The organism is Nocardia spumae (assembly GCF_020733635.1).
Lineage (GTDB): Bacteria > Actinomycetota > Actinomycetes > Mycobacteriales > Mycobacteriaceae > Nocardia > Nocardia spumae.
On the sequence record NZ_JAJFZL010000001.1, the window covers coordinates 5306757 to 5324581 of the forward strand.

Annotated in this window: 17 protein-coding genes and 1 other RNA gene; 7 read left to right on the forward strand and 11 right to left on the reverse strand. The window is 67.5% G+C overall.

Going from position 1 to position 17825, the window contains the following annotated elements:
• The first annotated feature begins 86 nt into the window (after positions 1-86).
• Positions 87-467 (forward strand): VOC family protein, encoded by a 381-nt coding sequence (locus tag LKD76_RS23785; RefSeq protein WP_227983628.1) that lies wholly within the window; start codon positions 87-89, stop codon positions 465-467.
• Here LKD76_RS23785 and LKD76_RS23790 read toward each other — a convergent pair.
• On the reverse strand, positions 449-1195 hold the full coding sequence (locus LKD76_RS23790; RefSeq protein ID WP_227983629.1) for a helix-turn-helix transcriptional regulator: 747 nt from the start codon (positions 1193-1195) through the stop codon (positions 449-451). The two genes, LKD76_RS23785 and LKD76_RS23790, sit on opposite strands and share 19 nt — an antisense overlap.
• Positions 1196-1343: 148 nt before the next feature.
• Between LKD76_RS23790 and mscL the strand changes: the two genes are divergently transcribed.
• Positions 1344-1847, forward strand: a complete 504-nt coding sequence (gene mscL / locus LKD76_RS23795; protein ID WP_227985375.1) for a large conductance mechanosensitive channel protein MscL — start codon at positions 1344-1346, stop codon at positions 1845-1847.
• Between the two features lie 17 nt (positions 1848-1864).
• Here the strand turns inward: mscL and LKD76_RS23800 are convergent, their stop codons facing one another.
• Positions 1865-2440, reverse strand: a complete 576-nt coding sequence (locus tag LKD76_RS23800) for a TetR/AcrR family transcriptional regulator (RefSeq protein WP_227983630.1) — start codon at positions 2438-2440, stop codon at positions 1865-1867.
• A gap of 101 nt (positions 2441-2541) precedes the next feature.
• Between LKD76_RS23800 and LKD76_RS23805 the strand changes: the two genes are divergently transcribed.
• Positions 2542-3168: a serine hydrolase gene (locus tag LKD76_RS23805; protein WP_227983631.1), complete on the forward strand. Its 627-nt coding sequence runs from the start codon at positions 2542-2544 to the stop codon at positions 3166-3168.
• Positions 3169-3360: 192 nt separating this feature from the next.
• Positions 3361-4122, forward strand: coding sequence for a 3-hydroxyacyl-CoA dehydrogenase (locus LKD76_RS23810; protein ID WP_227983632.1), 762 nt, complete (start codon positions 3361-3363; stop codon positions 4120-4122).
• A 68-nt stretch (positions 4123-4190) separates the two neighbouring features.
• Here LKD76_RS23810 and LKD76_RS23815 read toward each other — a convergent pair whose 3' ends face one another.
• The 6 genes from LKD76_RS23815 to LKD76_RS23840 all read right to left on the reverse strand — a co-directional run bounded on the left by LKD76_RS23815 (position 4191) and on the right by LKD76_RS23840 (position 12436).
• Positions 4191-5813, reverse strand: a complete 1623-nt coding sequence (locus tag LKD76_RS23815; RefSeq protein ID WP_227983633.1) for an MDR family MFS transporter — start codon at positions 5811-5813, stop codon at positions 4191-4193.
• Positions 5813-6439, reverse strand: a complete 627-nt coding sequence (locus tag LKD76_RS23820) for a TetR/AcrR family transcriptional regulator (RefSeq protein ID WP_227983634.1) — start codon at positions 6437-6439, stop codon at positions 5813-5815. The genes LKD76_RS23815 and LKD76_RS23820 overlap by 1 nt, the downstream gene beginning before the upstream one ends.
• A gap of 73 nt (positions 6440-6512) precedes the next feature.
• Entirely contained in the window at positions 6513-8009 is a 1497-nt protein-coding gene (locus LKD76_RS23825; RefSeq protein ID WP_227983635.1) for an alpha/beta fold hydrolase, read from the reverse strand.
• 67 nt (positions 8010-8076) lie between these two features.
• Positions 8077-10434, reverse strand: a complete 2358-nt coding sequence (locus tag LKD76_RS23830) for a hypothetical protein (RefSeq protein ID WP_227983636.1) — start codon at positions 10432-10434, stop codon at positions 8077-8079.
• Between the two features lie 173 nt (positions 10435-10607).
• Positions 10608-11399 (reverse strand): thioesterase family protein, encoded by a 792-nt coding sequence (locus LKD76_RS23835; RefSeq protein ID WP_227983637.1) that lies wholly within the window; start codon positions 11397-11399, stop codon positions 10608-10610.
• Between the two features lie 218 nt (positions 11400-11617).
• A complete protein-coding gene (locus LKD76_RS23840) occupies positions 11618-12436 on the reverse strand; it encodes a dienelactone hydrolase family protein (protein WP_227983638.1) in 819 nt (272 codons plus the stop codon).
• An 89-nt stretch (positions 12437-12525) separates the two neighbouring features.
• Here LKD76_RS23840 and LKD76_RS23845 point away from each other — a divergent pair, with 89 nt between their 5' ends.
• Positions 12526-13497 (forward strand): GlxA family transcriptional regulator, encoded by a 972-nt coding sequence (locus tag LKD76_RS23845; RefSeq protein WP_227983639.1) that lies wholly within the window; start codon positions 12526-12528, stop codon positions 13495-13497.
• A gap of 88 nt (positions 13498-13585) precedes the next feature.
• The gene (locus tag LKD76_RS23850; RefSeq protein WP_227983640.1) at positions 13586-14275 is read left to right on the forward strand and encodes a DUF899 domain-containing protein; all 690 of its coding nucleotides are present in this window, start codon (positions 13586-13588) and stop codon (positions 14273-14275) included.
• 8 nt (positions 14276-14283) lie between these two features.
• Here LKD76_RS23850 and LKD76_RS23855 read toward each other — a convergent pair whose 3' ends face one another.
• Together LKD76_RS23855 and LKD76_RS23860 are read right to left on the reverse strand one after the other, a co-directional pair.
• The gene (locus tag LKD76_RS23855; RefSeq protein ID WP_227983641.1) at positions 14284-15363 is read right to left on the reverse strand and encodes a hypothetical protein; all 1080 of its coding nucleotides are present in this window, start codon (positions 15361-15363) and stop codon (positions 14284-14286) included.
• A gap of 10 nt (positions 15364-15373) precedes the next feature.
• Complete coding sequence (locus LKD76_RS23860; RefSeq protein WP_227985376.1) at positions 15374-16453, reverse strand: helix-turn-helix domain-containing protein; 1080 nt, start codon at positions 16451-16453, stop codon at positions 15374-15376.
• A 116-nt stretch (positions 16454-16569) separates the two neighbouring features.
• Between LKD76_RS23860 and LKD76_RS23865 the strand changes: the two genes are divergently transcribed.
• Positions 16570-17043 (forward strand): nuclear transport factor 2 family protein, encoded by a 474-nt coding sequence (locus tag LKD76_RS23865; RefSeq protein WP_227983642.1) that lies wholly within the window; start codon positions 16570-16572, stop codon positions 17041-17043.
• Positions 17044-17361: 318 nt separating this feature from the next.
• Here LKD76_RS23865 and ssrA read toward each other — a convergent pair.
• Positions 17362-17732, reverse strand: a transfer-messenger RNA (tmRNA) gene (gene ssrA / locus LKD76_RS23870).
• Positions 17733-17825 lie beyond the last annotated feature (93 nt).

The window sequence follows — 17825 nt, forward strand, 5'->3', positions numbered from 1 at the left end:
GGCTCTCGATCCCGAATTGTGACCAACCGCCGACACCGTCCGATTCGTTCAAGACCGGGTGCGCGACAGCGATCTACCGTTGCCGCATGGCACCTGAACTCAACGCAATCGGCGTGGTCGTCTCCGATCTGACGGCCGCGCTCACCTTCTATCGCCGGCTCGGACTGGAATTCGGAGACATTGTCGGCGGCGGACATGTGGAAGCTCCACTGCCCGGCGGATTCCGGCTCATGCTCGACAGTGAGGACAACGTCGGCGCCGGCGGCAGCTGGAACGGCCGGGAGGGCCGGATCGGGCTGGCCTTCGGTTGCGCCTCACCGGCCGAGGTGGACGCGGTATTCGACGATCTGGTCGGGGCCGGCTATCACGGCGAGACGAAGCCGTTCGATGCCGTGTGGGGCCAGCGGTACGCGAGCGTGCACGATCCCGACGGCAACGGCGTCGACCTCTACGCACCGCTGAGCTGATCCTCGGCGCCGGTCGGCGCGCGACCGCCGATCACGCCGCCGGGAGATCGGCCCGTGAGAGCCCGGATATCACGGCTCATATGCGCCTGATCGGCATATCCGGCCAGCACCGCGGTATCGGCGAGGCCGATATCGGAGCGGGCCAGCTCCAGGGCCCGCCGCATCCGCAGCACCCGGGCCAGGAGCTTCGGTCCGTAACCGAAGGCCGCGACCGATAGCCGGTGCAGCCGCCGCGCGCCCAGGCCCAGGGCGTCGGCGGTGGCCGCGACCGAGTCCCCCGCGTCCAGCCGGCGCACGATCAGGGCCAGAACCGGATCCGGGGGGACGGTGGCCTCCGCGCAGCGGCGCGCCACATCCTCGAGCCCGCGCAGCGGATCCGGTGCGGCCGACACCAGATCGGTCATGGCCCGGGCCCGCCGCGACGACCACACCTCGCTGAGCTCGGCGCGGCGGTCGAGCAGTTCGTACGCCGGTACGCCGAGCAGCGCGGGCGCCGTCCCCGGCGCGAATCGGATCCCGTACACCGTGGAGTGCTCGCGGGCCGTACCGAGCTGGGCGCGAGTATCGGGCCCGGCCACCACCAGCCGGCCGTCGAGCCACACCAGATCCATACATCCGTCCGGAAGCACCGACACCGTCCCGGCGCACACGCGCCGCCGCCACACCACCGCGTCCGCGGGGATCAGCGCGCGACGTTCGTGATACGAATCCGGCAACGAGTCGGTCACGATTCGAGGTTATCGCCCAGCGGTGACAGAATCGCCGCCGTGTGCGTGATCGCGCCCACAACGAGTTGCTGATGGTTCGCTGCTCGCCGCTAGACTCTTCGGCCGGGACAGCGAAGACGTTTACGGATCGGATCGGATCGTGAGGGACATGCTCAAGGGTTTCAAAGACTTCCTGATGCGCGGCAACGTGATCGAATTGGCGGTGGCGGTGGTGATGGGCACCGCATTCACCGCGATCGTCACCTCGGTCACGAAGGGAATCGTGGAACCGCTACTCGCCGTCGTGGGCACCAACGGCCAGCTGGGATTCGGTGTGCAACTGGTCGCCGGTAAACCGGCCACATTCATCGCGCTGGGCCCCATCATCAGTGCGGCGATCAATTTCGTCATGGTCGCCGCCGTTATCTATTTCGTCCTGATTCTGCCGATGAACACTCTGCAGAAACGGTTCAGCCGTAAGAAGAAGGCCGTGCCGACGCAGACCGAATTGCTCATCGAAATCCGCGATCTGCTCGCCGCGCAGAGCGACCGCGATTCCTCCGATATCGACGGGACATCCGGAAAGTCCCGAACCTCTGGAACTTCCGAAACATCGGAGACCGACGAGATCCGCCCCAAGCGCCGAGTGGCCGAGATGGTTCCCGAGCGTTGAGCCCAAATACGCTGTAACTACTGCTTTTTCTCCCCGACGAACTCGACGGTGGCGACCATCTGGCGGGCGATCCGCTCGGGATCGGCGCCCCCGAGTTCGGAATCGGTCAGCGCGCCTTCGCGCCACAGCGACGCGAAACCGTGCACCAATGACCAGGCGGCCAATTCCGTGGCCGGTCGCGCGGCATCGGAAACCCCCAATCGCGCTACTCCCGAACGCAATTCCGCACCGGAGGCGGTGCGTGCCGCGATCAGATCCGGATCGTCGGCGCGCAGCAGATCGTGGCGGAACATGACGTCGAAGTGGCCCGGGTATCGCCCGGCGAACCGAATGTAGGCGACCGCCATCTCACGGAAATCATCGTGCTCGGTACGCAATTCGTCTGCCAGCAATTCGAAACCGCGAATCGCGAGTGCGGTGAGCAGGCCCTGCCGGTTGCCGAAATGGTGCGCGGGCGCGGCATGTGAGACGCCGGCCCGCTGCGCCAGCGCACGCAGCGACACCGCGTCCACCCCCTCGGCCGCGATCTGATCCGCCGCCGCCCGCAGCAGGGTCGCCCGCAGATCTCCATGGTGGTAGCTGGTCTTGGTCACCCCTCGATCGTGGCGCAGCACCGTGGCCGGAGTCCACCAACACGCCCTGAGCGGCGCCGGGAACCGACAGCGACCTACCATCCGGTCCTCGAATCGATGTGATGGACACCGCCACCGGGACGACCCTGGCCGGACTGAATACCGATCAGCGGTTCTACACCGCCTCCGTGGTGAAGCTGCTGATCGCGTTGGACGAGCTCAAAAGTGTGAACTGGCAGCCGGATTCGGACAGCGCCGCTCTGCTGAGCCGCATGCTCGCCACCAGTGACGACGATATCGCCGACACACTGTGGGACGGTGACGGCGGACCGGACATCGTGTCGCGCATGGCCGGCGCCATCGGCCTGAGCGACACCACGCCGCCGGACGACCCCACGCAGTGGGGCGAAACCCGGACCACCCCGGCCGATGTGGTCCGGATCTATCGCTCTCTCACCACCGGTATCCCGCCGTCGGCGCGCGACACCGTACTCACCGCACTGGACGACGCGGCCGCTACCGCCGCTGACGGGACCGATCAGTACTACGGCATACCGGACGCCCTTCCCGGCACCGAGTGGGCCGTCGAACGGGGCTGGATGACGCTCGACGATTCGACGACGCTGAATACCACCGGGCTGGTGTCCACGGATTCGGCGCGACCGGCCCTCGCCGCGCCGCCGGCAGTTGGTACCGCGACGGCCGAAACTGTAACATGTTCTAGTGCCTGTCCGTCGAATGACAGATAGTGAACTCGGCCGAACATCCGGCACCGGGTCGGGACTCGATAAACCGCGAGTATATCGACTCGACCACTGATAATTGAGAGCGTCAGAGCGGTCGCCCGCACGCCGAAGGTATGGCATGCAGGCGAATCGCTATTTACTTGTTGGCGGTGCGGCGATTAGTCTTGCGCCGATACCGATCAGAAAGGACCTCGTATGGACATCAACAATGCGGTCGCCGTGGTCACCGGCGGCGCGTCGGGTCTGGGCCTGGCCACGGTCAAGGAACTGCACAGCCAGGGCGCGAAAGTGGTGATCATCGACCTGCCGTCCTCCAACGGCGAATCGATCGCCAAGGAACTGGGCGACGGTGTGGTCTTCGCCGCGACCGATGTCACCAACGAGGAGCAGGTCACCGCCGCGCTGGACGCCGCCGCGCAGCTGGGCACCCTGCGCATCGCGGTGAACTGCGCCGGAATCGGCAACGCGATCAAGACCGTCAGCAAGAAGGGCGCGTTCCCGCTGGCCGACTTCACCAAGATCATCAACGTCAACCTGATCGGCACGTTCAACGTGATCCGGCTGGCCGCCGAGCGCATCGCCGCCGCCGAACCGGTGGGCGAGGAACGCGGTGTCATCATCAACACCGCCTCGGTCGCCGCCTACGACGGCCAGATCGGCCAGGCCGCCTACTCCGCCTCCAAGGGCGGCATCGTGGGCATGACACTGCCGATCGCCCGCGATCTGGCGAGCCTGAACATCCGGGTGAACACGATCGCCCCCGGCCTCTTCCACACCCCGCTGTTCGCCACCCTGCCCGACGAGGCCATCAAGGCCCTCGGCGCCCAGGTCCCCCACCCCGCCCGTCTCGGCGACCCCACCGAGTACGCGGCCCTGGCCCGACACATCGTGGAGAACCCGATGCTCAACGGTGAGACCATCCGCCTCGACGGCGCGATCCGCATGGCGCCCCGCTGATTTCGTGACACTACGCGGCAGGGCCCGGCTTCCGTGGAAGCCGGGCCCTGCCGCGTACCTACCGGAGCTCAGCCGCGAACCGGCTGCGGATCCGGATCCTCGGCCGAATCCTCGTGGGGCACATCCTCGTGCGCCATCACCGCTTCACCGCGCGCGATCATGCCCGCCTCGTCCGACAGCGTCAGATGCGGAATGAACAACGCGAGCAGGAAGGCCAGGGCCGCAGCGGGAATCAGATACCAGAAGCCGGGCACGAGAGCATCGACGTAGGCGCCGACGATGGCGTCGTGCAGGCCGGCGGGAAGGTGTTTGACCACCGACGGCACCAGGCTGCCGGGATCCAGATGCGCCGCGACCGCGTCCTGCCGATGGGTGCGGAACACATCGGTGAGTCCCTCGGTGAGCCGGTTGGTGAAGATCGAACCGAAGATGGCCACACCGATGGCGCCACCCATTTCGCGGAAGTAGTTGTTCGCGCTGGTGGCGGTACCGATCTGATCGGGTGTCACGGCGTTCTGCACCACCAGCACGATGATCTGCATGATCAGGCCGAGCCCGGCGCCCATGACGAACAGCATCGCCGAGACCAGCCACATCGAACTCTGCGCGTCCAGCCGGGTCAGCCACAGCATCCCGCCGACGATGATGAGCGCGCCGGTCGGCGGGAACACCCGATAGCGGCCGGTCTTGGTGATGATCGACATCGATCCGATCAGCGTGATCATCATGCCGACCATCATCGGAATCAACAGCAGGCCCGAGACCGAAGCCGAAGCGCCGGTGGCCATCTGGAGGTAGGTCGGGATGAAGGCCAGCGCGGCGAACATCGACAGGCCCACGATCAGGCCGATCGCCGAGGTGAGCACGAAGGTGCGATTGCGGAACAACCACAGCGGCAGCATCGGCTCCTGCGCCCGCGCCTCGACCGCGATGAACGCCCCGACCACCAGAACCAGCGCGACGATCATCGATACCATCACCGCCGAACCCCACGCGTACTGCTTGCCACCCCAGTCGGTGATCAGAATCAGCAGGGTGGTCGCGGTCGACATCAGCACCACGCCGAGGTAGTCGGGCCGGGTCTTGGGCCGATGGCTCGGAATGCTCAGGTAGCGGAAGGCGATGAACAGCGCCGCGATGCCGATCGGCACATTGAGCCAGAAGCAGAAGCGCCAGCTGAGCTGGTCGGCGAAGAAGCCACCGAGCAGCGGTCCGGCGACCGAGGTGATACCGAAGATCGCACCCATCGGCGCCATGTACTTGCCGCGGTCCTTGGCCGGCACCACATCGGCGATGATGGCCTGCGCCAGAATCATCAGGCCGCCGCCACCGACACCCTGCAGACCGCGGAACACCACGAACTCCCAGAAGCTCGTGGATGCCGCCGCACCGACCGACGCAGCGGTGAACACCGCGATCGCGAACAGGAAAAGCCAACGGCGACCGAACATATCGCCGAACTTGCCGTAGATCGGCATCACGATGGTGGTGGCCAGCAGATACGACGTCGCCGTCCAGGCCATGTGCGAGACACCGCCGAGTTCGCCGACGATGGTCGGCATCGCGGTACCGACGATGGTCTGATCCAGGCTCGCCAGGAACATGCCGGCGATCAACGCCGAGAAGATCAGCCAGATTCTCTTCTGCGTCAATACGATCGGGGTCGGCGGCGAAGCGGCCGTCGCGGTCATCAGGGCTCCTCGGTGGGTCGTTCGAACAATTGCGCGGCCAACGCGCACTGTTCGCGCAGTGCGGTGACCAATGTCTTCTCCGGGTCGTCGGTCAGCGCGGCCGCGGCACTCATCGTCAGCGTGGTCATCAGACGCGCTGCGAGCAGGGCGAATTCGCGGGAGACCCCCGCACCCATACGTTCGGTCAGCAAGTCGACGAACGCCGTCTCCTGACTCGCCCCCGCGGCGACGAAACCCGCCAGCACTCGCGATTCGGCCCCCACGATCGTGGTCACGAGCGCGATCGCCTCGCGGGCTTCACTTTCCGGCTCGAACCCGGCTCCGTAGAGCCACGCCAGATCGTCGACGAGGACCCCGGTGGGACCACCCTCGACGAATCGGCGGCGGGCCTCCGGCGTGCCGATCTCACCGACCGGCCCGACCACCGCATCCAATTTCGTCTCGTAGTAGTTGAAGAACGTGCGCGCGGAAACGCCGACCGCCGCGGCGATGTCGTCGACGGTGGTGGCATCGAATCCGCGCTCGACGGTCAGCCGCCGCGCGGCCATACAGAGGTCGATTCGGGTACGTCGCTTCTTCTGCTCACGCAGACCGAGCGGCGCATCGTCGTGCTGAGTCCGGGACACCCCGAAAAACTAGCACAAACTGAAATATTTCAGAAACTGCAATGTTGTGCGGATCACGTTCGCACCTCGGCGCCTACCGCACCTCGTCGGGCCGGCACAGCAGATCCGCGGCCGGTAGCGCGCCCGCTGCCAGGTAACCGTTGATGGCGTCGCCGACGCAGCGGCTCAGCCCCGGACGGAAGGTCATGTGGATCCGCACCCCGTCGAGGCCGACCAGGCGCGAGGCCGGCATCGCCCGGTGCAGCGCCACGGCGTGCGAATAGGGCGTACGCGGATCACCGGTGGCCGCCACGATGAGCGCCGGAACCGAATTCCGCACCACGGTAGGAGGTTCCACGGGACGCGGCCAGAACGCACAGGGCTGGATATCGGCCGCCAGCGCACCGAACACCGGCTGGGCGGCACGGCGGCTCTCGATCTCGGCCCAGTACCGCGCCGGCTCCTCCGGTGCCGGATCGTCACCGCACGCGATGAACGCCAGTGCCGAATCCTCGTAGGTGCGCATCGACGACAACGTATCGGCGAGCCACGGTGTGCGCGCCGACTTCGCCGGGCCGCCGACCGCGGCCACGAGTTCGGCCACGGTATCGGCCGTCTTCTCGTTCAGGCGGTAGCTGGCGAGCAGATTGTGCAGCAGGAACGGCAGCCAGTGATCGTCGACGGTGAACCCGTCGACCGTGATCGGTTGCCGTGCCACGGCATTCACGAGGTTCTCGACAGTCGCGCGGACCTGTTCGGGGGTGGCGCCGAGGTGATAGTCCGCGTCCCGGCCGGCGGCCCAGCCGGACCAGTCGTCCAGGGCCGCCTCATCGGCCGCGCCCCAGTCCCGCACCATCCCCGTCCAGTAACGGCCGGGATCGATGGCACTGTCGAGCACCATGCGGTCGACCCGATCCGGAAACAACTGCGCGAAAACGGCTCCCAGATACGTCCCGTAGGAGACACCGTAGTAACTCAGCGCCGGTTCGCCGAGCACCCGGCGGACGATATCCATATCCCGGGCGGTATTGCGAGTCGTGAATTGCCGCAACTCGGCGGGATCCGTTGCCAGGCAACTCATGGCGAGCCGGGCCGCCCGCGCGGTGTCGGCGAGGAACCCGTCGAGGCCGACGCCCGCCGAGCGGATCATCTCACCGGTGTCCCAGCCGCAGGTCCGGCCGCCGGACCGGCCGACTCCCCGCGGATCCATGCCGATCAGGTCGTATTGCGCCCGGACCTCCGGCGCCAGCACATCGCCCAGCAGATCGATCGTGTCCAGCCCCGAGGCGCCCGGGCCGCCCGGATCGGCCAGCAGGGCACCCCGGCGATGCCGGGGATCGGCCGCCGCGACGCGCGATACCGCGATGTCCAGGGTGCGGCCGTCCGGATCGGCGTAGTCCAGCGGCACCCGCACCTCACCGCATTCGCCGCCGGCGGCGTCCATATCGTCGATACCGCAGGATTTCCAATCCACCCGCTGGTGCCGGAAACGCTCGATACCCGTGATCGGCGCGACCACCGCGGCGCCCGACGCCGCCAGCAGTCCCACCACCGACACGATCGCCACGCACCAGCGGGACGCTCTCGTCACCAAGGGATTTCGCGCTCGATCACGGTCTACAGCCACCCGATCACGGTATCGGTCCGCGCACCGCGAATCAGAAGCTGGGAATAGCCTTCGACGGGGTGAGCGTGCTGGTGCCCATCCAGTACTCGGGCAGTGCCATCTTGCGCAGAATCTCCGATGCCGCCGGAAGGTCCTCGGCCTCAGCGGCTTCCAGATAGCGACGGCTGAGATGGACATTGATGAACCGGTTCATCAGGGCCGCGCGATCGGAGGCGACGGTGCCGGAGATCCCGGGCAGCGTCGTCGCCGCACCCGTCGCGACCTGGTTGATTCCCTCGATGACCGGCTTGGTGGGATTGGCGAAGTAGGCGCGCAGCAATGCCTGTTCCTCCGCGTCGAAACTGCTGAATCGCAAATCGGGATCGGCGAATCGACGATTCGCCAGCCGATGCGCCGTGCGCTGGAACAGGGCGACATTGGCCGCGGTCCGGCCGAGTTTGAGCACACTCATCGAGGCGATCGCCTGACCGAGATGTTTGTCCCCGTCCCACATGTTGGGGCCCCAACTGGTGCGGTAGTTGTAGGCGCGGATGGCGTCGAGCCGCATCTGCTTGTGGGTGAAACCCGCACTGGTCAAGGCGGAATCGAGGTCGCCCAGGCCCCCGCCGCGGTCGATCACCCGGTCCACCGCCACCGCGGCGCCCAGCGGCGTGTGGCCGTACTCCCCGGCAGCCGAACGGGCCGAGTCGATGATCTGTTCGCGAGTGCGGTTGTAGTTCAGCAACCAGCCCCGGCGGCCGGATTCCGCGGCCAGCCGCATATTCGCGGTCTCGGCCTCCTGACGCAGTCCGGCCCGGGAACTGAGCGGAAAACGCGTGCGCCCCATCACGTATTCGGTCACCGGATTCGCATTGAGGGTGTTGATCGCCGCCAATGCCGTGATCAAACGCTGCGAGGCCGAAGAGGCGGCAGCCCCGGCCGCCATGCTGCCACCGCCCCCGCCGGCCGGGGCCGCCTGTCCACTGGCGAGCACCGATCCGATCTGCGCGACAGCCTGATTGCCACGAGCGGCCACATTCGTGCCGACTCGGCGCAACAGCACCACACCGACCATCATCACGGCGCCGCCGAGGAAGATCACCTCGATGCCGTGGCCCGGCACCTGCTTGAAGAGATCGTCGAGCACCAGTGAATACACCCCGAGGTAGATGGTGAAGGCCATCATCTTGCCCGCGGACACGAATGCGTCGATGAGGTTGCGGACCAGGAAGGTCTGGGTCGGCCCGTACACGAAACCGCCTGCGGCGAAACCGAATATCGCCATGAAGGCGTGGTAGATCGCCTCCGCGGCCGCCACCACGATCTTGCCCGAGAGATACACTCCGAACAGCAGGAGCACGGCGGCGAACAGCAGGAGCAGCAGACCGGTGCAGACCTGCCCCGCGTTCGGATTGCGGGCCTTGGTGTAGGCCGCGGCATCGCCGCAGCGCTGTATGCCACCGGCCACCCGGTCGTCACTGCCCGCGGCCACCCCCGCCGACCACGCCGCCCGGCACGTCGGAGATTCGTCGACGACGTGACCGAAGTTCCAGACCTGCAACGGATGTCGCACGAAATTGTCGGCCAGAGTGCGTTCCATGGTGGCGACCACCGCGGCAGGATCCGGATCCGGGTCACCGTTCAACCCGGCCGCCACCGCGACGCCGACATCGCGACCCTCGGCGAGCAGACCGTGCGGCGACAGCACATCCGCCATCGGATCCGCGAGATATCCGACCCCGAACAGGGCCACCGCCAGCATGGTCACCACCTGCAGGGTGGCCTTGCTGAACATGCCCCGCAGGACGAACCAGGCGACGAAGAACGCTCCGACGGCGGCCGCCACGGTGATCACCAAGGGGGTACCGATCTGACCGGCGAGGGTATCGGCGACACCGGTCAACGGCGCCGAGATCAGGCTCAGCCAGCGGAAGCTGATGGCGTAGCCGATCAGCCAGATCGCGGTCACGGCGATCGCCATGAACCCCGCGAACTCCAGGTCCAGAATGGTCGACACGGCGGTATTGGCCGGATGCAGCAGACTGCCGTGATCGGTGACGAAGACATAGTCCGACACCGCGACCCCTGCCGAATCCCGCACATTCATCCAGCCGACCGCGTCGATGGTCGAGGCGCCGGCGGCATCGGTGCGGGTCTGCGCCGTCGCCACCGCCCCGACGCAGATCGGCAGGACGAACAGCACAACCGCACCCAGCAGGACGCGCGCCAGGATCCGGCGGGGCCGGGTCGCACCCACCCAGCGACCGCACCGCCGGACCACGACCGCCGGCAACCACCGCGCCGTATCCCAGAATTCCGCCTGCGAGAACCGCGCCGCACGCGTGCGTGCGGTATCCGGCACCTCGATATTCGCCCCGACGCTGCGTCCGAGCGCCCTGACCGTCGCCAACAACCATCATCCCGTCGAAACGGCGGAGGGCGACTCGGACCTTCGCCGGTGCCCGTCCACTCGCTGATACACGCATCGGCGGACAGCGCCGGGCGCCGATGATCATGGGACTGTACGGGCGGCGCGCACGCCGGTAACCCGTTGCGCTCGAGGTGATTCTGTCGGCTACCGAATCATCGCGGCCCGATCAACAAGGTCTGGGTGCTGCGCCCGACCGGGCCCTTCTCGTCGTAGAGGCGGGACTCGGCCATACCGATACCGCTACGTTCGGGATAGGTGGCCGCATCCAGGCAGACCCACTCCCCGACCGGCTCCCGATGCAGGGTGACAGTGAGGTCGGTATTGATGAAAAGGTAACGGTCCCAATCCAGTACCGCACTCACACCGTTCCCGGAATCGGCCGCGGCGAGAGTGCGCTCGAGCGGACTCGGAGTGGTACCGGCCACGATCGGGTAGCGCAGCCGAATCCAGCACACCGCCGGACCGGTCCGGCCGAACGACCCCTCGACGAAACGGTATTCGATCCCGGTGTGGAATCCGATCGGCTGTGTACTGGGGAATTCGTCACCCCCGGGTACCGTGTCCGGGCCCGGGTGGGCGCCGGTGGCCAGCGCTTGCGCCGGGACCTCGACCTCGGGCTCGGCCACCCGTAGACGCCACGCGTTCGCCGTCAGGACCGGACCCCGCTCGGTGCTGATGGTGGCCTCGATCAATTCCACGCTGCGGCCCGGGCGCACCACCCGTGCCTCGGCCCGCAGCGGGGCGATGGGCACCGGCCCGAGAATCTCCACCGCCACCCGGCCCACGCGGAAGCCGGGACGCGGCTCGCACCGTTCGATCACATGCCCCAGCAGCGCCGAGGGCGGCCCGGCGTGCTGGGCGTCCGGCGACCACGGGCCGCGCGTCAGCTCGGTGGAGTGAAACACCGCGGGATCAGCGGGGTCGTGGTGATAGAAGGCCTCCATGGATCCTTACTACCGCACCGCCGCGCGCGGTCAACTCGCGGGCCGGACCCGGTCTCGGTGTCGCTGCCGGTCCCGGCCGGGCGCCCGGTGCCGCCGTCGGCCGGCAGCGGGAACTGCAGCGGAGACCGCGTTCGCATCGTGGCACGGGCGCCCGGGTTTCAAAAGCGGCCCCGATCGCGGCGTGATCGCGTTCGCTATCCACGCCCGGCGCCGGGGCATCACCGCGGTTTCGACGCGTGCAGACGCTCACCCAGGAATTCGAGGATCTGGTCGCGGGCCACGGCGGTGGGGTGGCCGTCCTCATCGACGAAATGCGCCGTGACGATGCTGTGCGGGGTCTGTACGACATCGCGGAAGAACGGCGGCGGGGCGGGGTTGGCGGACTCGCCGGCCAGCACCCGGCCGTCGAAGGCATCGCCGAGCAGTGCCCGGTAGGCGGCGAATCGGCGGCCGGTGCACCAGCGGTCGTTGTCGAAACGGAAGGCCAGCACCGTCAGCCCGTCGCGCCGGATTCGCTCGCGGACCGCGAGCGCGTCGGCATCGCTCAGCTCGATCCCGGCGGGGTCGTCGAGTGGGAGCGAGGGATGGTTCACCACGGGCGCGACGACGGCCGGCTCCAAGGTCATGGTGAGCGCGAAGTTGCCGGTGAAACACAGTCCGAGCGCACCGACGCCGGGACCACCGCACTCGTCGTGAGCGAGACGCGCGAGCCCGCGCAGCCACTGGGTGACGGGACTGGTGCCGCCGCCGGCGAAGGCGCGGAATTCGGCGCTCACACACGCCCGCCGGATCACCTCGGCGCCCTCCGCTGCCGTCGGGTAGGCGCCGTCGATGCCGAACAGCGACGGGATGTAGACGGTGAACCCCGCGTCGCGGATCCATCTCGCCAGCCGGAGCACGTCGGGACTGATGCCGGGCATCTCCGGCATCACCACGACGGCCGGGCCGGAACCGGCCGTGTAGACGGTCTTGCTCACGCCGTCCACATCGACGAGACGGGGTGTGAAGGCGGCGATCGGGTTGTCATCGGTGCTCATACAGTCAGCGTCGGTCGGGATCGACGGTAAAGCGAGCGGCTGGATCGCCATCTTCAAGGGTAATCTCGCCATCGGATGAGGAGGTGGCCGTGAGCGCGTATAGCGTGGGTGTGCTGGCCTATCCGGGCTGCTTCGCGTCCGAGGTGTTCGGGATCCCCGATCTGCTGACGATGGCCGCGCATGTCGCGGGTCCGGACCACGCGGGTTACGAGGTGGTGGTGTGCTCGCCGCGGCGCCGGGTGGCCGCCGCCGGCGGTGTGGCGCTATCGGTGTCGCCGTTGCGTGAGGTCGACATCCTCGTGGTCCCGGGTTTCGAACTCGTTCCCGGTCTCGATCCGGACGCCCGGCTCTCCCTTCTCACCGCCGAAATCGCCGCGATCCGCGACCATGCCGCCGCGGGCCGAGCCGTCGTATCGATCTGCGTGGGCGCATTTCTACTCGCCCGGGCCGGGCTCCTCGCGGGCCGGCAGGCGACCACGGCCTGGTTGTTCGCCGACGAACTCGCGCAGCGCTGTCCCGACGCCGACATCCGGCCCGATCGGCTGGTCGTCACCGACCGCGGCGTGACGACGACAGCCGCGTTCAGCGCCATGTACGACTTCGCACTGGACTTGATCGCGCGCCACAGCGGCGCGGAGGTCGCGCGGACCACCGCCCGGATCGCCCTCGTCGACGACGCCCGCTCGTCCCAGACACCGTATGTCGACTCCCGGCTGCTCCCGCAACCCGGAAACGCGTTCTCCCGCCGAGTGATGCGCCACCTCGACCGCAATCTCGCGACCCGCTACGACCTCACCGGCCTGGCGAACACCTTTCATATGAGCACGCGCACCCTGCTGCGGCGCTTCGCCGCCGAAACCGGCCGCAGTCCACTCGACTACCTGCAGTCCGCGCGTGTGCGCCGCGCCCGCCACCTGCTCGAGACCACCGACCGCACCGTCACCGACATCTGCGGCCTCGTCGGATACCGGGATCCCGGAACCTTCGCCGCACTGTTCGCCGAACACACCGGGCAACGCCCGGGCGACTACCGCACCACCTTCCGCCGCACCGGGTCCTGAATCGACCTCGGGCCGAGCGATGAATTCCGGAACCACACGGCGTCTGTATCTACAGCCCGTAATCCGGGAGGACGGCGAGGGAGGAATTATGAGCACCACAGCACTGCCGCCGATCGTCGACGCCGACACCTGGCAGCGTGACCTCGACGCACTGCGCGTGCGGGAGAAGGCCGCGACCCGGGAACTCGACGCGATCGCCGCCCAGCGCCGGCGCCTGCCGATGGTCGAGATGCCCGATTACACCCTCGAAGGCGAGGACGGGCCGATCCGGCTGGCCGATATCTTCGACGGCAAGTCACAGCTCATCGTCTACAACCACATGTGGTTCCCGGACGAGAAGTGGCAATGCCCGGGTTGTACCGGATTCACCGCGCAATTCACCCGAACGGAGTTCCTGGACAACTACGACGCCCGCCTCGTGATCGTCACCCAGGGACCGATCGACGAGGCGCTGGCCTACAAGCGCCGAGTCGGCAACATGTTGCCCTGGTACTCCACTGCCGACAGCTCCTTCGGCACAGATGTCGGCGCACCTCCCGGCGGCGGCTTCGCGATCAACGTCTTCCTGCGCGACGGCGACACCGTCTACCGCACCTGGCACACCGATGGGCGTGGCACCGAACAACTCAGCCACACGTTCGCGCTGATCGACACCCTGCCCTTCGGCCGGCAGGAGGTCTGGCAGGACTCACCCGAGGGCTGGCCGCAGTCACCCACCTACAGTCGATGGAGTAGGTCTCAGGACATCGCCGCGGCGTACGGCGACCCCGATGCCTGATCCGGGAGCTACAACAGCGGTGTGCTCTGGTCGTCCCCCTCGGCCCGCACCGCGTCCTCGAATCCCGACTCGTACTCCTCGCAGTAGAGCAGCCAGCAGCCACGGATGGCGTCGAGCAGGTCCTCCAGCAGATCGACCGCGGGGCGGGCCGGATCGAGGCTGCAGATGCGGAACTCGTCGGTGAGCGCGGTGAGGCCCTCCTCATCGAGTTCCTCTCCGCGCAAACGCCTTTCGATCGCCTCGGCCGCCTCCACGATCCGGGCCGGATTGCGCACCCGCCCCTCGGCGGCGGCGAGCGCGTCGGCGATCAGGTCGACCACCACCGCGGTGGGGCTCTCGCCCGCGCACAGCCGTTCCAGTACCAGGGTCGGCGTCTCCACCTGCAGGGCCTCGAGATTGTCCGCCTCCGCGACCACGTGTACCGGATGCACCTCCGCCACCTCGGCCGCGACTTGGGCCGCGAGGTAGAGCCAGCGTGCGGCGGCCACCGCCGCGGCGGCCGGGTCGAAACCGGTGAACCGATCGATGGAGGCGAGCGGGTCGGCGTGCAGCAGCGAATCGGCCGCCTGTACCTGCACCGGTGAGATGTCCGCGCGGGACAGCTCGACCGCCTGCCGGGCCCGCCCGGACAGATCGCCCAGTTCCGCCGCTTCGATCGCCGCCTGCTCGGTCCGTACCTCGGCGGTCAGCAGATCCACCAGGCTCGCGTCACCGATCAGATGCGCGACCCGCCCGATCCGATGCGCCGCCTCCTCGACCACGCTGTAGGACACCGCCATCATCCCGTCCCCGTCCGGCAGGTTCGGCTCCCGCACCGCACCCTCCACCTCGTGGAACCGGTTGCGCTCCTCGGCCCGATGCCACGCCACGCTGTTGGGCACCTCGGGATCCCCCGCCGCCGAGGCCGGATGGATGTAGGTCCGCCATTGGTACTCCGACAGTTTCGTCAGCGCCGCCGCCAACGCCAGCGCGACCTCCAGCTCGACCGTCGCCGGCAGCGTGGCGATGGTCTGGGCCATATTCCCGCGGCCGGTTCCCCAGCTCGCGACAAGCGCGCCGGACCCCGGCTCGTATGCGTACCGCGTCACGATGTCAGTTCTACCCTGACCGATGAGAAAAGCCCCTCACCTGGGGCTGCGTCGAGTGGCCTGTGGCGTAGCCCCGATTCGGATCGAGGCTGTAGTCACGGATCATTTTCGCGCAGTCCGCGTCGACGGGGATGTCACGGAAATCGGCGTCAGCGAGGGTGGCGGGCGCGGGAAACGCGTGGGTCAGGCCGAACTGGCGCAGCCCGGCGATCGGTGTCCCGAACCGGGTGACCAACTCGGCGAGGACATCGGGGGCCGGCGATGCGCCGACATGGTCCGCCACGATCGCTCGGACGGCTGCCTCGTACCGGTCCCAGACTCCGCCGGCGAGTAGGCGTTGCACCTGGTCCACCAGATGCATGAGCCCCTCGATTCGAGGCAGATGAGCGACCAGCCGCGCCTCGCCGGATGCGTCCGAACAGATCTCGATCACGCCGGGGGCGCCATCCATCGAGACGGTCCGGCGGTAGTGCCCGGCCGTCGCGTTCTCGATACCGCTGATGGATTCGGCGGCCAGCTGTGTCAATCGCCGATCGACCCGTACGGGCTCGCGCAGTGGCACGCGCAGCGCAAGGCCGCCATCGGCGACGAGTCGATCCGCGCGCCGCCGCCGTGCACGCAATTCGTGTGGTGTGCCATGGAAGGTCGTGACCATCACTCGGTTGAACTGACGCAGGCTACCGAACCCGGAGGCGAAGGCGATATCGATCACCGGCAGATCGGTGTCGTCCAGCAGCCGCCGGGCGAAATGCGCGCGCCGAGACCGGGCGAGCCGATCCGGCGTGGTGCCGACCTGAGTGCGGAACATCCGGCGCAGATGCCGTTGCGATACTGCGAGGCGAGCTGCCAGCTCGGCTTCGCCGCTCTCATCCAACGCGCCTGATGCGATGAGATCGACCGCGCGGCACACCAGTTCGGACGCACTCGTCGGCCGGCGATCGCCGCGGTACGGCCTGCAGCGATGACATGCCCTGAATCCCGCGGCTTCGGCGCCCGCCGCCGATGCGAAGGACACCACATTCTCCGGTAGCGGACGTCCCGGGCACGGCGGCAGACAATAGATGCCGGTCGTGATGACGCCCTCGAACATTCCCACATCGACAGTCTGTGCGACAGATTCGGTGCGGACCAGCCATATCCGGCCACCTCCTGAACATGTCCGAATGTGGCAAGCTCGGCGGCGGCGCACGGCCCATTATCAACCGAATGGACGCACAGACGAGCAAGGAACTGGTAAAGCGGGCATGGCTCGAGTTCGCAACCGCGGACCCCGAACGGATCGCCGCCGTATTCACGCCCGATGCCGAATGGCTTGCGCCACCGGACAATCCGACCGCCCGCGCGCTCGACGGGACCAATCACCTGGTGGGGCGCGATCGTATCGTCCGTTTCCTGACCGTCGAGTTTCCCGCGGTCTTCGTGGCCGCCAGGAGCGTGCAGTTCACCGCGGTCATCGCCGAGGGCACGACCGTCGTCGTGGAGGAACGCATGCGGGCAACGCTCATGAACGGCAACCAGTACGACAACGAGTACTGCTTCGTGTTCGAACTCGCCGATGGCCTGATCCATCGAGTGCGCGAGTACATGGACACACGTCGCGCGGCGGAAATGTTCGCCACACCAATGTGGGCAAAATGTGGGCAGGTCTCAGGCTGTGACGCCGAGGCGAGTCGCGAGTGAGCGGGCCTCCCGCTCGACGATCTTCCCGCCATGCGTCACCAGCTCGGCGGCGAGGTTCCGCGACAGCGGACGGCAGCGCATCGACTCTTCCGATACCGCGGTCGCAGTTTTTGCCCGACTGCGGCCGGTCGAAGGCGTAGGCGGGCACGCAGTAGCACTGCACAGACTTTCTCTCGGTCCTCGCGCTTGTCGACGATGTCGACCGTGAGCGGTGCCTCATATCCGACGGTGTGGGAAAAATTGTGGGCGCGCGGGCCGACTTGCGGCTGGTCGGCGCATGAGAAAGCCCCCCACCTGGATGTCCGGGTGGGGGGCCTGTCGTGGAGCTGCCGGGAATTGAACCCGGGTCCTCCGCCGCTTCTTCAGGGCTTCTCCGTGTGCAGTTCGCTGTGTCTCTACTCGGATCTCTCAGTCACGCGAACAAGCCGAGATGACGATCCCAGTCGCTGTTGGATGTCCCGTACGACTCCGCGACCGAGCCGGACGGTAAAGCTCTCTAGCTGATGCCAGTACCCGGGCCGAGAGCAAACCCGGACTGACAGACACGCTCTACTGCTTAGGCAGCGAGAGCGTAGTCGCGCTGATTGGAATCGGCGCTTATAAGGTTGCAACGACGCTTACGGTGGTCTCTTGCCTGCACCGACACGCTTCCCCTGAATCGACGTACGCAGTCGAAACCGATCAGCCCCGTAGTCGTTCGATTCAGTCGAACACCCGGCCGCGAAGCCGGGCTGTTCATACTAACATCACTTTCCGGTCATGCATTCCCGCCGGTCGCGGCC